This window comes from Nonomuraea sp. NPDC050451 (assembly GCF_044458585.1).
The window spans coordinates 17,989-31,847 of record NZ_JBITHZ010000024.1 but is presented as its reverse complement, the minus strand read 5'-3'; the positions used below and the strand labels follow the sequence as shown (position 1 = coordinate 31,847).

Here is a 13,859-nt window from a genome sequence, read left to right as displayed (position 1 = left end):
CTGGCGACGCCGACAACCTAGGTGAACATCGCCGACGCGGCCGGGCGCCGGGGCACGCGAACGTGATCCCATGGACGCCATTGAGATCACGATGCGCGTACGGCGCGCGGACGGCCGCTGGTCGGCCCGGCCCATCTGGGTGGTGGCGGTCGACGGCGAGGCCTACGTGCGCTCCGCCTTCGGGGAGCGCAGCACCTGGTACCGCCAGATCCGGAAGAACCCGGTGACCGAGGTCGAGGTCGGCGGCATCACGCTGCCCGTCCGGCTCGACCCGGTGGACGACGAGGAGCTGATCGCCCGGGTCTCCGCCGCCTACCGCGCCAAGTACGGCCCGAGCTGGCCCGGCCCCATCGAGACGATGACCGGGCCGGAGGTCGCCACCACCACCATGCGGCTAACGGATCTCCGGGAGGCCACGTAGCTGCCTGCGAGAGGTGAGCCCGAGCTTGCGGAAGATGTTGCGCAGGTGCGCGTCCACGGTTCGCGGGCTGAGGAAAAGCTTGGCCGCGATCTCCTTGGACGTGGCCCCCTCCGCGACCAGCCGGGCGATGTGCACCTCCTGCACGGTCAGGTGGTCGGAGGTCTGCGCCGACCGGCTGCGCGCCTGCTCGCCGGTCGCGCGCAGCTCGCCGACCGCCCGTTCTGCGAAGGCCTCGGCGCCGAATCCGGACAGCAGTTCGTGGGCCGTGCGCAGTTCGGCGCGGGCCTCACGGCGGCGTCCCTGCCGCCGCAGCCACTCCCCGTACAGCAGATGGGCACGGGCCCGATAGATCCCCAGAGGGGTTGGCTCCAGCAGGGATATCGCCAGCTGATAGGCCTCCTCGTCCTCGTGGACCAGCGCCCGCGAGTAGGCCTCGACCCCGAGCCCCCAAACCTGCCCGCCCGCCTGGGTCCGCTCGCGCAACGTCACGAGCGCCGACCGTGCCTTGTCCACCTCGCCGCACCGCACGGCCGCCTCGATCAGCTCGGGCAGTGCCAGCCCGGCCAGTCCGAGGTCGCCGTGCTCGGCGGCCTGCTCGGCGGCCTTCATCGCCGCCGCGTAGTCGGCCAGGCCGTTGTTGAGCACGGCTGTCGCCCACTGCACGCTGAGCGTCATGTGCCGGCCCACCCCGGCGAACAGCTCGGCTGCCTCCTCTCGTCGGCCCCGCAGCGCGGTCAGGTGGATGCGCGGGTAGACCAGCGGGGCCGCGCCGGTGGCCGCGGCGATCGCCTCCTCCTCGGAGATCATCTCCATGGCGGCGCCGAAGTCTCCGGCGTGCACGGTGGCGGTGGCCAGCATGGCCAGCCCGATCGGCAACATGTGGAAGGAGCCGGATTCGCGGCCGGCCGCGGCGACGCGGGCGGCTATGCCGTGGAGTGCTCCGTAGTCCCACAGCTCGGCGGCGAGCATGAAGCCGAGCGAGGGCCTCCTGATCCACACGTCGTCGTCGGTGTTCCGTACGATCGGGCGCAGGATGTCCGCGGCGGCTAGGTGACCTTCGGCGGTCAGCGCTACCAGGCCGTCCAGCACCACGTCGGAGCTGGAGCGTTCCCGTGGAACGGACGGCGCCTGGCGCGCGGCGGCGATCACCTCGTCCAGGCCACCGACGAAGATGCCCATCTCGATCGCATCGACATAGCAGGCACGCGACCAGGCCGGGTCGGTGTCGGCCAGACGTCCTGCGGCACGCAGCAGGTAATCGGCCGGCCGGTCGCCGCCCCGGTTGCGTACGAAGGAGAGCCGGCCGCGCAGCAGGTCGACGCGGGGATCGCCGGGATCCAGGGTCGAGAGCAGCTCGGCGGTCACGTCGAACGCGCCGACCGACAGCTTGGCCTCGGCGGCGGCCAGCACCCGTTCGGCGCGAAGGTTCGGATCGAGGGTGAGCGCCGCGGCACGTTCGAGGAACGCGGCGGCGGCGGCCACCCCTCCCCGAGCCTGGGCACGCGTCGCGGAGCGGGCCAGCTCGGCGGCGACCTCCTCGTCGGGCCCGGCGCTGGCCTGCGCGCGGTGCCAGGCCACCCGGTCGGGATCGGCAACCGGGTCGCTCACCGCCGCCAGCGCCGCGTGCGCCCGCCGCCGGTCCTCGGCTGAGGCGGTCCGGTAGACCGCCGAGCGGGCCAGCGGGTGGCTGAAGCGGATCCGGGTGCCGAACTCGACCAGTGCGGCGGCTTCGGCCGTGGCCCTGTCCTCGAGGCCCAGCAGCGACGCCGCCCGCCACAGCAGCCCCGGGTCGCCCACGGGATCGGCGGCGGCGAGCGTCAGCAACAGCCTGGCCTCCAGCGACAGAATCTCCAGCCGGGCGCGGAAGCTCTGCTCGACGACGCCCGGTGGCGGCAGGTCGAAGCCGCCGGCCATGCCGGCCAGTCCCGCGGTCCTGGGCAGCTCCAGCAGGGCCAGCGGGTTGCCGCGGGCCTCGGCCAGGATACGGTCGCGCACCCGCTCGTCCAGTGGGGCCTGGATGGCTTGGATCAGCAGGGTACGGGCGTCGGCCTCACTGAGCGCGCCCAGGGACAGGCCGGGCAGCCCGGCCAGTTCCGGCAGGCCGTCGGGCCCGACCGGCTCCCGTACGGCGAACACCACGGCCACGCGTTCCGCGCTCACCCGCCTGGCCAGGAAGACCAGCGCCTGGGCTGAGGCATGATCCAGCCACTGGGCGTCGTCGATGACGCACAGCAGCGGCCCATCCCGTTCGACGAGGAGCCCCAGCGTCGCCACCCCCACCAGGAACGGGTCGGCGGTGCCGACGTCCAGGCCGAAGGCGACCTCCAGAGCCTTGCGGTGCCGCGCGGGCAACGCCGTCACATGTTCAAGCGCCGGCGCGCACAGCTGGTGCAGTGCCGCGAACGGCAGCTCCATCTCGAACTCGGCGCCGGACGCCTGCATGACCTGGAAGCCCGTGGCGGCCTGCGTCAGATGCCTCAGCAGTGCGCTCTTGCCGATGCCGGGCTCGCCGCGCAGCACCAGCGCGCCGCCACGGCCCTGCCTGGCCGCCGCGAGCAGCGCCTCCAGCTGTGCGACCTCCTGGTCACGCCCAATCAACATATGTCCAGAGCCAATCACTTAGAACCACGTGTAGGTGAAACCTACCGACGCGAGCGAACCCGGCCCGCTGCGACCTTGGTGGCATGAAGCACATGCCGTTGATTGTCCTGGCCACGGCCCAGTTCCTCGTGGTGCTGAGCACCTCGATCGTGAACGTCGCCCTCCCGGCGATCCGCACCGGCCTGGGGCTCTCCGCAGCCGGACTGTCCTGGGTGATCAACGCGTACGTGCTGGTCTTCGGCGCGCTGCTGCTTCTGGGCGGGCGCGCCGGCGACGTGTACGGCCTGCGCCGCGTCTTCCTCATCGGCATCGGCCTGTTCGCGATCGCCTCGCTGGCCGCGGCGATCGCCCCTGGCGATGCGACTTTGATCACCGCCAGGGCGCTGCAGGGGTTGGGCGCCGCATTACTGGCCCCGACCGCGCTGGGACTGGTCCTCACCCTCTACCCCGGCGGCAGGGCACTGGGAGTGTGGGGGGCGGTCTCCGGCGCCGGCGGCGCGGCGGGCGTACTGCTGGGTGGCCTGCTCACGGACCTGTACGGCTGGCGCTCGGTGTTCGCCGTCCTGGTCCCTTTCGCACTGGCCGCCCTGCTCGCCACCTGGCGCCTGGTCGAGCCGACCCCGCCCCGCGGCGGACAACTGGACGTGCCCGGCGCGGTCACCGTCACCGCCGGCCTGGTCGCGCTCACCTACGGCCTGACGAGCTCCTGGCCGGCGGCCCTCGTGGGGGTGGCGCTGCTGGCGGCGTTCGCGGTGCTGCAACGCCGCTCCCGCGACCCGCTCCTCCCGTCCCGGATGGCCCGGGTGGCGCTGCCCAACACGTTGATGGCGATGCTGGGCGCGGTCTGGCTGGGGCTGTTCTACTTCCTGCCCCTCTACCAGCAGCGCACCCTTGGGTACACGCCGATGGAGGCCGGGCTCACCCAGCTTCCCCTCGCCCTGATGATCACCATCTCGTCGTGGGCGGCGGCCAGGCTGCGCGGTCGCGCCATCCTGCCCGCCGGGCTGCTCGCGCTGGCCGCCGGCCTCGCCTGGCTGGCCCGCACGCCCGCCCACGGCACCTTCCTCATCGACATGCTCGGCCCGACGCTCCTGATCGGCGCGGGCCTGGGCGTGGCCTTCGTGCGGATCACCGCCCTGTCGTCCGCCGGGGTGCCGGCCGAGGACAGCGGGCTGGCCGGGGGCCTGGTCAACGCCGCGCGGCAGGTCGGCGGCGCCGTCGCCCTGTCCGCCCTGACCCTTCTTCCGACGTACGGCGGAGCCTTCCTGGCCTGCGCCGTCATCACACTCCTCATGATCGGAAAGGCAAAACTGTCATGAAAGAACTGGCCAAGCCGTACATCAGCGATCACTTCAGACCGGTCACCGACGAGATCACGGCACACGAGCTGACCGTGCACGGCAGCCTGCCGCCGGAGCTGAACGGCCGCTACTTCCGCAACGGGCACAACCCGAAGCCCGGCGTCACGCCCAGCCATTGGTTCCGCGGCGAGGGCATGCTCCACGGTGTGCGCCTGGCGAACGGGCGCGCCGAGTGGTACCGCAACCGCTGGGTCAAGACCCCGTTCCTGGACGGCGTGCCGTTCACCGGGACCGAGCTGGACGTCAGCGCGGCGGCAACCAACATCATCTTCCACGGCGGCCGCTACCTGGCCCTGCAGGAGGCCAACCTGCCGTGGGAGGTCACCAGCGAACTCGAGACGGTCGGCGTGTACGACTTCGGCGGCAAGCTGACCAGCGCGATGACCGCGCACCCGAAGGAGGACCCGGTAACCGGCGAGCTGCACTTCTTCTCCTACAGCCCGTTCCCGCCCTACCTGACCTACTACGTCGCCGACGCCACCGGCGAGATCATCCGGTCGCAGGTCGTGGACGGCTCCGGGCCGTCCCTGATGCACGACTTCGCGATCACGCGTGAGCACGCCGTCTTCATCAACTCCCCGGTGGTCTTCGACCACGCCGAGCACTCCGGCATCCCGTACCGCTGGCACGACGACGTTCCCTTCCGCATCGGCGTCATGCCACGGACCGGACCGGCGAAGGCCACGTGGTTCGAGATCGACGACCAGGCGGCGATCCTGCACGTCACCAACTCCTACGTGGACCAGTGGGGTCGCGTGGTCCTGGAAGGCCCCCGCTTCGACCGCGCCGCGTGGGAGACCTCCTGGAAGTGGTGGGTCGGTGCGCCGGGGTACGGCTCCACCTTCGACGCCGGCTCCACCTTCCACCGCTGGATCCTCGACCCGGCCACCGGCAAGGCCACCGACGAGGCCCTGGACAACCTGACCACCGAGTTCCCCTCCATGAACGACGACCACACCGGTTCGGCCAACCGCTACAGCTACGCCATCGCCTTCCCCGGCGCCGGGCTGAGCGGCTACCACACCATCAAGTTCGACACCGCCACCGGAGAGCGGCAGCTCTTCTCGCACGGCGAGGGCCGCCTGCCCGGTGAGGCCGTCTTCGTCCCGGCCGGCGACGGCACGCGCGAGGACGACGGCTACCTGCTCACCATCGTCAGCGACCTCAGGGCCGATGCCTCCCAGCTGCTCGTCCTGGACGCCTCCAACCTGACCAACGACCCCATCGCCACCATCGAGCTGCCGCGCCGCGTCCCGGCGGGCATCCACGGACACTGGATCGAGGACCACAAGTGATCACCACCATCGACAACGCGGCTCCCGTCGTCGTACGGCTCGACATCGAGATTGACGCGCCACTCCAGAAGGTCTGGGACCTCCACACCGACGTGAACTCCTGGACCACCTGGCAGCCCGACATCACCGCGGCGTCGGCCGACGGACCGCTCGTTCCTGGATCGGTCTTCCACTGGAGCACCTTCGGCCTGGACATCGCCTCCACCGTCTACGCCGTCGAGCCCGCCTCGCGCATCCTGTGGGGCGGCCCTGCCCACGGCATCACCGGCGTCCACCAGTGGACCTTCACGCGGCACGGCACTCGTACGCTGGTGCGAACCGAGGAGTCCTGGGACGGCGAGCCCATCGTGGCCGACGAGGAGGGCATGCGGCAAGCCCTGGAGGGGTCGCTGACCATGTGGCTGAACCATCTGAAGAAGGCAGCCGAGAGCGCTTGACCACCCTGAAGGGTCGTGCCGCACGACCCTTCGCCATGCTCTTCGGCGACAGTCGACAGGTTGAGTCGGGCGAGATGGCTCCCATCGACGTCCAGAAACGGAAAAGGGCCCGACCCGCTTGGCGGATCAAGCCCTCTACCTGGTCTAACTGTGTCGGGGTGGCGGGATTTGAACCCACGACCTCTTCGTCCCGAACGAAGCGCGCTGCCAAGCTGCGCTACACCCCGGTGCACGCCGGTCTTGCGCGTGCTTGGAAAAGTCTAGCGGACTCCCAAGGTACTTGTGACCGTGTCAACGGCGGGGAACGAGAGTGAGCAGTGACGCCTCCGGGAAGCAGGCGAAGCGGGCGGGGGCGTACGGGGAGGTGCCGAGGCCGGCCGAGACGTGGAGCCAGGCGCTGTCGTGGCGGCTCAGGCCCTTGACGCGGGCCCGGTCGATGCCGCAGTTGGTCACCAGGGCGCCGTAGAACGGGATGCAGAGCTGGCCGCCGTGCGTGTGGCCGGCCAGCAGGAATTGGTAGCCGTCCGCGGCGAAACGGGTCATGTTGCGGGGCTCGGGGGAGTGCATGACGCCCAGCCGGAGGTCGGCGTCGGCGGGGGCCGGACCGGCGACGAGGTCGTAGCGGTCGCGGTTGATGTGGGAGTCGTGGATGCCCGCCACCGCCACGTCGAGGTCGCCCACCTTGATGCGGGCCGTGGTGTTGTTCATGTCGAGCCAGCCCTCGGCCGCCATGCCGGCCCCCAGCTCCTCCCAGGGCAGGGAGGGCACGTGCTGGCGGCGGTCGTTCTTGGAGGTGCGCCAGAGGTAGCGGGCCGGGTTTTTGGGCTTGGGGGCGTACAGGTCGTTGGAGCCGTAGACGAACAGGCCCGGGCGGGACAGCAGGGGCTCCAGGGCGTGCAGGAGTGAGGGGACGGCGTCCGGGTGCGCGATCGAGTCGCCGGTGTTGACCACCAGGTCCGGCTTCAGCGGGCCCAGGGAGCGGACCCAGTTGATCAGCATCGTACGGCGCGGCGTCAGGTGCAGGTCGGACAGGTGGAGGATGCGTACGGGACGCTGACCGCGCTCCAGCACCGGCACGTCGAAGCGGCGCAGGCGGAACCAGTTGCGCTCCACGACAGAGGCGTAACCCAGCCCGGCCAGGCCGAGACCGAGCATGGACAATGGCACTGCGACGGCTTTCCTCACCTACTCATGATGCCCGACATCGCGCGCGCGGCGTCCGGACAGTCCGCGCAGACGGCAAGATGGAGCGCATGAGCGCATTGAAGGACAAGCTGAAGGCCGATCTGACGGCCTCGCTTAAGAGCCGGGACGAGGTACGTCTCCGGACGATTCGGATGGCACTGGCCGCGGTGAACGTCGAGGAGGTCTCCGGCAAGGCAGCCAGGGAGCTGACCGACGACGAGGTCATCAAGGTGCTGACCAAGGAGGCCAAGAAGCGCAAGGAGGCCGCCGAGGCGTTCGGGAACGCCGGGCGGGCCGAGCAGGCGCAGGCCGAGCTGGACGAGCAGGCGGTGCTGGAGGAGTACCTGCCGGCGCAGCTCAGCGACGAGGAGCTGGGCGCCCTCGTCGACGCCGCCATCGCGGAGACGGGCGCCGCCGGGCCGCAGGCCATGGGGCAGGTCATGAAGGCGGTCAACCCGAAGGTCGCCGGGCGGGCCGAGGGTGGCCGCGTGGCCGCCGCCGTCCGCGCCCGACTGGCGGGATAGTTCCAGCCCCGGTTGTTCCACCGCCCGGCTGTCCCGCTGTCCCGCTGTTTCATCCCCCGGGTGCCGGGTGCCGGTCCTGGCTACCAGGCTTGCTGCCGGGTGTTGCGGGCCCATGGCTCCCAGGCGGTCCAGGAGCCGGGCTGGCGGCTTGCGTGGGGTCTGTGGCCGGGATCGTACTGGCGGGCCCTCAGAAGGGCCTGGAGGCGGTCTCAGCGGGCCGGGAGACGGGTCCCCGCCGCAGGGGTAGGCGGCGGGGGCCGAAGTGAGCCTCAGGCCGTCAGGCGGCGGGAATCCAAGTGGGCCTTGGGCCCGTCGGTCAGCGGCCGCGGCCGTTGCCCGGGCCGTCCCCGCCGCGCCCGTCTCCCCGGTCCCCGTTCGGCGGGTCGAAGATGTCGAACGGGTCGCCGTCCCCACCGGAGGGCGGCCCTTCCTCGTCCTTGTCCTTCTTCTCGGGCTTCTTCGGCGCGCAGTTCTCCGTGCACCCGCCGAACCGCGACGTGTCCACCGGCGTGAACTCCGCGGCCTCGATCCCCTTCAGCGCGGTCAGCATCGAGTCTTTCCAGATCCGCCCGGAAATGGAGGCCCCGTACACGTACGGGTAGTAGCGCCCCCCGATCGTGACCCCGATCAGCTCGTTGCCCCTGGTGCCACGCGGGTCGCCCAGGCTGACGGCCGACGACAGGTTGGGGGTGTAGCCGGCGAACCAGGCCGACGCGTAGTTGTCGGTCGTGCCCGTCTTGCCGGCCGCGTCGCGCCCGATGCCGCCCACCTCCTGCATCGTGCCCTTGGTGAACACGCCGGACAGGATGCCGCTGACCGCGTCGGCGACCTCCTCCTCCAGGACCTGGGAGCACTTCGGCTTGTACTGCTTCGCCTTGCCGTTCCTGTCCTTGATCTCCGTGATCGCCAGCGGCTTGCAGTATTGCCCGCGCGAGGCGAACACGGCGTACGAGCTGGCGATCGTCACGGGGTCGACCTCGTTGACCCCCAGCGTGAACGTCTCCACCTCCGACAGCTTCTGCCCGTCGGCCCGCTTGACCCCGAGCTTCTTGGCCATCTTGACCACGCTGCAGAGCCCGACCTTCTCCTCGAGCTTGAGGAAGAACGTGTTGACCGAGCCCCAGGTGCCGGACTGCAGCGTCTTGAAGCCGCCGCCGCCCTCGCTGGAGTTGTGCACGGTGTGGGACGGGTCGCCGACGTTCTCGCCCTTGCAGTTCTTGAACGTGCTGTAGCCGCCGGCCGTGTAGCCCGCGGGCGCCGGGAAGCCGTCGGCGTACTTCAGGCCCTCCTCCAGCGCCGTGGCCAGCGTGTAGACCTTGGCCGTCGAGCCCTGCTGGAACCCGCGCCCGCCGCCGTGCGCCGCGTCGGCCACGATGTTGTAGCTCATCTCGTTCTTCTTCTTGCTCCCGCCGAACTTCCGCGAGGCGGCCATGGCCTTGATCTCGCCGGTGCCGGGAACGACCATGGCCTGCGAGGCCACGGGCTTGTCCTTCCTGGAGACGAACTTCTTGATCGCCTTGTCGGCGGCGGCCTGCATCTTGGGGTCGATCGTGGTCTTGATCGTCAGACCGCCCCGCTGGAGCAGCTTCTTGCGCTCGTCCTGGTTCTTGCCGAAGTCCTCGTTGTTGAGGATCTCGTACTGGACGTAGAGGCAGAAGTACGGATATTTGCTGGCCTCGCAGCCGCCGGGCGCCTTGATGTTCTTCCAGCCCAGCTTCTTCGCCTTGGCCTCGTCGGCCTCCTGCCGCGAGATCTTGCCGATCTCGGCCATCCGGTCGAGCACGGTGTTGCGCCGCTGCAGCAGCCGCGCCCGCGACTCGGGGCCGACGCTCGGGTCGGTGCGCGCGGGGTTCTGCACGGCGCCGGCCAGCGTGGCGCTCTCGACGAGGTTGAGCTCGGAGGCGGGCTTGTCGAAGAAGCGCCGGGCCGCGGCCTGGATGCCGTGGGCGCCCGCGCCGAAGTAGGCGATGTTCAGATATTTCTCGAGAATCTGGTTTTTCGAGTACTTCTTCTCGATCGCCATCGCGTTACGCAGCTCGGACAGCTTGCGGGAGAGCGTCGGGGCAATGGCCGCCGCCTGCTGCTCGGGCGTCTCGGCCTTGTTGACCAGCACCTGCTTGACGTACTGCTGGGTGATCGACGAACCACCCTGCATCACGCCGCCGCCCGACAAATTCTTGACGAGCGCTCTGGCCGTTCCCTCAACATCGATCGGCCCATGCTGGTAGAAACGGAAGTCCTCGATCGCGATCAGCGCGGTCTGCATGATCGGGGCGACCTGGTCAAGGCGGACAGACTGCCGGTTCTCAAAGTAGAACTGGGCGAACTGCTTGCCGTTGGCGTCCTTCAGGATGGTGCGCTCGGGAAGAGGGGGTTCGTCGAGCTCTTCGGGCTTGAGGTTGAGGCTTTCCACAGCGCTCTTCGTGGAGATCCCCGCCCCTCCGATCGCAGGCAGGGCCACGGCCGCGGCGAGCACCCCCGCGACCGATCCGGCGATGATCAGACGCAGGATGCTGAGGATGGGGTTGGAGCGATCTTTGCGCTGCGCTTGCACGGTACCAAGAGTACGTCGAAAGACTGACCTAATCGGTAGCCCGACACCATTTCGCCTTGACTGACGGGGGTGACTAGTCATTCCCGGTCAAGATGGCGGCGAGAAATTGGTCCTCTGGGGTCTGTCGGCCCGAACGGGTAGTTGCGTACGTTCTCCTCTGCGGCAACTGAATACGGAGGCTCGGCGCCCGCGCCCGTCGGCCCCAAATGACGACTGACCACCTAAGGGGAGTGGGGTCGAACAATGTGGATCACGGATTGGACCTCCCGTGCCGCCTGTAAGGGTGCGGATCCGGATGCCCTGTTCGTGCAGGGCGCCGCGCAGAACAGGGCCAAGCTCATCTGCCGGGGCTGCCCGGTCCGTACTGAGTGCCTCGCCGATGCGTTGGACAACCGCATCGAGTTCGGGGTGTGGGGCGGTATGACCGAGCGCGAACGGCGTGCGCTGCTTCGACGGCGGCCTGACGTGGACTCGTGGCGAGACCTGCTCGAGTCGGCCAAGGAAGAGTACGAACGAACCAACGAGCTGATCGCGGGCTGAACCAGGCCCGGCGAGCCGTAGTACGGCCGGCGCCGTCCGCCGGCCGTACTTTCATGCGCTCGCCAGCAAGGCCCCGATCTGCCGCAGACCAGTGAGATCGTGGACGTCCTCGGACATGGCGCGAACCTGCACCACGGGCACCGTGGGGTGGGCCGAGACGAAATGCTCCTGCTCGCGATGCTCGCGAGCGGTGAGCTGCATTCGCCCGGCGTGCAGCCGCAGCACGGCGGCGGTCAGCTCATGCTCGCCCCGCGCCTCCAGGTCTTCGGCGGCCGCGGCGCTACGGGCGGCCGACAGGACCGAGGCGGGTGACATGTGCACACGGTTGACCACCAGGCCGGCCAGTGGCATGCGCTCCTCGGCGAGCCTTTCGACGAAGTAGGACGCCTCCCGCATGGCGTCCCGCTCGGGCGCGGCCACCACGAGGAAGGCCGTGCCGGGGGCCTGCAGCAGTTTGTACGTCATCTCGGCCCGCTGCCTGAAGCCGCCGAAGACGGCGTCGAGCGCGGAGACGAACGTCTGCAGATCCTTGATCACCTGCGCGCCGAGTAGCTTGGTCATCGCTCCGGCCATCAACCCGAACCCGGCGTTGAGCAACCGGAAGGCGCTGCGACCTCCGGCCTTGGCCGGTGCCGTCAGCAGCCGGATGAACCGTCCGTCGAGGAAGCGTCCGAGCCGCTCGGGCGCGTCGAGGAAGTCGAGCGCGGACCGCGACGGCGGCGTGTCCACGATGATCAGGTCCCACTCGTCCGACCGGCGCAGCTGGCCCAGCTTCTCCATGGCCATGTACTCCTGCGTGCCGGAGAAGCTGGAGGAGAGGGACTGGTAGAAGGGGTTCGACAGGATCTGGCGGGCCCGCACGGGATCGGCGTGCGCCTCGATGATCTCGTCGAACGTGCGCTTCATGTCGAGCATCATGGCGTAGAGCTGGCCGCCGCCCTCGGGCGAGCTGACCAGGCGCGGGGTGTTGTCGAGCTCGGTCAACCCCATCGACTGGGCCAGCCGGCGCGCGGGGTCCACGGTCAGCACGACGGCGCACCTGCCGCGTTCGGCGGCCCGCAGCCCGAGCGCCGCGGCGGTCGTGGTCTTGCCCACGCCGCCCGCTCCGCAGCAGACGATGATCCTGGTGCCGGGGTCGTCGAGTATCGCGTCGATGTCGAGTGCGGCGGGCTTCTTCACGCTGCTCCTTGGGTGCGCATGCTCTCTGCCAGCTCGTACAGGCCGGCCAGGTCGACGCCGTCGGCCAGCAGCGGCAGCTCGTAGCTCTTCAGCCCGGCCTCGCCCAGCGACTCGCGCTCGGCGCGCTCCAGCTCGGTGCGGTGGGCGTGCTCGGCGATCTCCTCCGCGAGCGCCTCGGCCATCGACGTGGCCTCCGCCCCGTCGGCCACCCCGGCGGCCTTCAGACCGAGCACGAGCTCACCGGGGTCGAAGCGGCCCTTGACAGCTGTGTCAAGAGCGGCCTGTGGGATCAGTGATTCGCGCACCATGTTGACGAAAATGCCGCCGGTGGGAAGCCCTGCCGAACGCGATTCGGAGATGCCGTCGAGCGTCTCCTGCACGGGCATCTCCTCCAGCAGTGTCACGAAGTGCACCGCCGTCTCGGGAGATTTCACGACCCCGTTGACCAGCTCGGAGTGGTTCTTGATCGGGCCGACCCTGGCCAGGCCCGCCACCTCCTGGGTGACGTTCAGGAAGCGCGTGATGCGGCCCGTGGGCGGCGCGTCGAGCACGACCGCGTCGTAGACCCTGCGGCCGTTCTTGCCCCGCCTGCGCACCGCCTCGGTCGTCTTGCCCGTGACGAGTACGTCGCGGAAGCCGGGGGCCACGGTGGTGGCGAAGTCGACGACGCCCATCTTGGTCAGCGCCCGGCCCGCCCGGCGCATCCCGTAGAACATCTCCATGTACTCGAGCATGGCCTCCTCGGGATCGATGGCCAGCGCGTACACGTCGCCGCCGGAGGGCGCCACGGCGATCTTGCGCTCCTCGTACGGCAGCGGCGGCAGATCGAAGATCTGCGCGATGCCCTGCCTGCCCTCGACCTCGACGAGGAGCACCTTGCGACCGCCCGCGGCCAGCGCGAGCGCGAGAGCGGCGGCCACGGTCGTCTTGCCGGTGCCGCCCTTGCCGGTGACCACGTGCAGTCGCACACCGGCCCAATCCGTGTCCGGAGAGTCCACCATTCGAGGCTACCGAAGGGTCACTTGCCGGAAGCCGACGACCACCCTTTGAGATTGCTCACACCCCGGCCGGGAACTTGCCGGGACCACGGTCTTGAGCAGGCACAAGGCAGGCCGGCGGGCGGGTTTCTTGTGAGAAGCTGACCTTCATGAAGAAATGGGAGTACCTCACCGCTCCGGTGCTGATCCACAACACCAAGATGATCCTTGACAACTTCGGCTCCGACGGCTGGGAGCTGGTCCAGATCGTCCAGGGTGCCACGCCCGAGCAGCTCGTCGCCTACTTCAAGAGGGAGAAGCAGTGACCCCCGAGCAGAAGATCGCGGATCTCGGCCTGACGCTGCCCGAGGTGGCGGCGCCGGCGGGCGCCTACGTGCCGGCCGTGCGCACGGGCAACCTCGTCTACACCTCCGGCCAGGTGCCGTTCGTCGACGGCAAGCTGCAGCGGACCGGCAAGCTCGGGGCCGACCTGACCACGGAGGAGGGCGCGGAGCAGGCCCGCATCTGCGCGCTCAACGCGCTCGCCGCCCTCAAGGCCGAGGTGGGCGACCTGCAGAAGGTCGTGCGGATCGTCAAGGTCGTGGTGTTCGTGGCCAGCGATCCGTCCTTCACCGAGCAGCCCAAGGTCGGCAACGGCGCCAGCGAGCTGCTCGCCGAGGTGCTGGGCGAGCCGGGCAGGCATGCCCGCAGCGCCGTGGGCGTGGCCGTCCTCCCGCTGGACGCACCTGTGGAAGTGGAGCTGATCGCCGAAGTAGCCTGAGGCA

Annotated in this window: 13 protein-coding genes and 1 tRNA gene; 8 read left to right on the top strand and 6 right to left on the bottom strand. The window is 69.8% G+C overall.

What is annotated here, in order from left to right; all coding sequences use genetic code 11:
• The first annotated feature begins 70 nt into the window (after positions 1–70).
• Entirely contained in the window at positions 71–421 is a 351-nt protein-coding gene (locus ACIBI9_RS45315) for a nitroreductase/quinone reductase family protein (protein WP_397232275.1), read from the top strand.
• Here ACIBI9_RS45315 and ACIBI9_RS45310 read toward each other — a convergent pair.
• Positions 395–3,022 (bottom strand): AAA family ATPase, encoded by a 2,628-nt coding sequence (locus ACIBI9_RS45310; RefSeq protein ID WP_397232273.1) that lies wholly within the window; start codon positions 3,020–3,022, stop codon positions 395–397. The genes ACIBI9_RS45315 and ACIBI9_RS45310 overlap by 27 nt on opposite strands.
• A 92-nt stretch (positions 3,023–3,114) precedes the next feature.
• Between ACIBI9_RS45310 and ACIBI9_RS45305 the strand changes: the two genes are divergently transcribed.
• From ACIBI9_RS45305 to ACIBI9_RS45295, 3 genes are read left to right on the top strand one after another with little or no spacing between them, the layout of a single operon-like run.
• Complete coding sequence (locus ACIBI9_RS45305; RefSeq protein ID WP_397232271.1) at positions 3,115–4,341, top strand: MFS transporter; 1,227 nt, start codon at positions 3,115–3,117, stop codon at positions 4,339–4,341.
• Positions 4,338–5,678 carry a carotenoid oxygenase family protein gene (locus tag ACIBI9_RS45300; RefSeq protein WP_397232269.1) on the top strand — a complete coding sequence of 447 codons (1,341 nt, stop codon included), beginning with the start codon at positions 4,338–4,340 and terminating at the stop codon, positions 5,676–5,678. The genes ACIBI9_RS45305 and ACIBI9_RS45300 overlap by 4 nt, the downstream gene beginning before the upstream one ends.
• Positions 5,675–6,115 (top strand): SRPBCC family protein, encoded by a 441-nt coding sequence (locus tag ACIBI9_RS45295; RefSeq protein ID WP_397232267.1) that lies wholly within the window; start codon positions 5,675–5,677, stop codon positions 6,113–6,115. The genes ACIBI9_RS45300 and ACIBI9_RS45295 overlap by 4 nt, the downstream gene beginning before the upstream one ends.
• Positions 6,116–6,268: 153 nt before the next feature.
• Here the strand turns inward: ACIBI9_RS45295 and ACIBI9_RS45290 are convergent.
• Positions 6,269–6,342, bottom strand: a tRNA-Pro gene (locus tag ACIBI9_RS45290).
• Positions 6,343–6,406: 64 nt separating this feature from the next.
• Positions 6,407–7,270 carry a metallophosphoesterase gene (locus ACIBI9_RS45285; RefSeq protein WP_394501629.1) on the bottom strand — a complete coding sequence of 288 codons (864 nt, stop codon included), beginning with the start codon at positions 7,268–7,270 and terminating at the stop codon, positions 6,407–6,409.
• 98 nt (positions 7,271–7,368) lie between these two features.
• Here ACIBI9_RS45285 and ACIBI9_RS45280 point away from each other — a divergent pair, with 98 nt between their 5' ends.
• On the top strand, positions 7,369–7,824 hold the full coding sequence (locus ACIBI9_RS45280) for a GatB/YqeY domain-containing protein (RefSeq protein ID WP_397232265.1): 456 nt from the start codon (positions 7,369–7,371) through the stop codon (positions 7,822–7,824).
• A 316-nt stretch (positions 7,825–8,140) separates the two neighbouring features.
• On the opposite strand, the gene ACIBI9_RS45275 is transcribed toward ACIBI9_RS45280, so the two are convergent.
• Positions 8,141–10,378, bottom strand: coding sequence for a transglycosylase domain-containing protein (locus ACIBI9_RS45275; protein WP_397232263.1), 2,238 nt, complete (start codon positions 10,376–10,378; stop codon positions 8,141–8,143).
• A 243-nt stretch (positions 10,379–10,621) separates the two neighbouring features.
• Here ACIBI9_RS45275 and ACIBI9_RS45270 point away from each other — a divergent pair, with 243 nt between their 5' ends.
• Positions 10,622–10,918: a WhiB family transcriptional regulator gene (locus tag ACIBI9_RS45270; protein ID WP_090771382.1), complete on the top strand. Its 297-nt coding sequence runs from the start codon at positions 10,622–10,624 to the stop codon at positions 10,916–10,918.
• Positions 10,919–10,969: 51 nt separating this feature from the next.
• On the opposite strand, the gene ACIBI9_RS45265 is transcribed toward ACIBI9_RS45270, so the two are convergent.
• Together ACIBI9_RS45265 and ACIBI9_RS45260 are read right to left on the bottom strand one after the other, a co-directional pair.
• Positions 10,970–12,097 (bottom strand): ArsA family ATPase, encoded by a 1,128-nt coding sequence (locus ACIBI9_RS45265; protein ID WP_397232261.1) that lies wholly within the window; start codon positions 12,095–12,097, stop codon positions 10,970–10,972.
• Complete coding sequence (locus ACIBI9_RS45260) at positions 12,094–13,065, bottom strand: ArsA-related P-loop ATPase (RefSeq protein WP_397232259.1); 972 nt, start codon at positions 13,063–13,065, stop codon at positions 12,094–12,096. The genes ACIBI9_RS45265 and ACIBI9_RS45260 overlap by 4 nt, the downstream gene beginning before the upstream one ends.
• A 179-nt stretch (positions 13,066–13,244) precedes the next feature.
• On the opposite strand from ACIBI9_RS45260, the gene ACIBI9_RS45255 reads away from it, so the two are divergent.
• A complete protein-coding gene (locus tag ACIBI9_RS45255; protein ID WP_091100512.1) occupies positions 13,245–13,400 on the top strand; it encodes a DUF4177 domain-containing protein in 156 nt (51 codons plus the stop codon).
• The gene (locus ACIBI9_RS45250) at positions 13,397–13,855 is read left to right on the top strand and encodes a RidA family protein (protein WP_394501529.1); all 459 of its coding nucleotides are present in this window, start codon (positions 13,397–13,399) and stop codon (positions 13,853–13,855) included. Before ACIBI9_RS45255 ends, ACIBI9_RS45250 begins: the two co-directional genes overlap by 4 nt.
• The last annotated feature ends 4 nt before the right edge of the window (positions 13,856–13,859 follow it).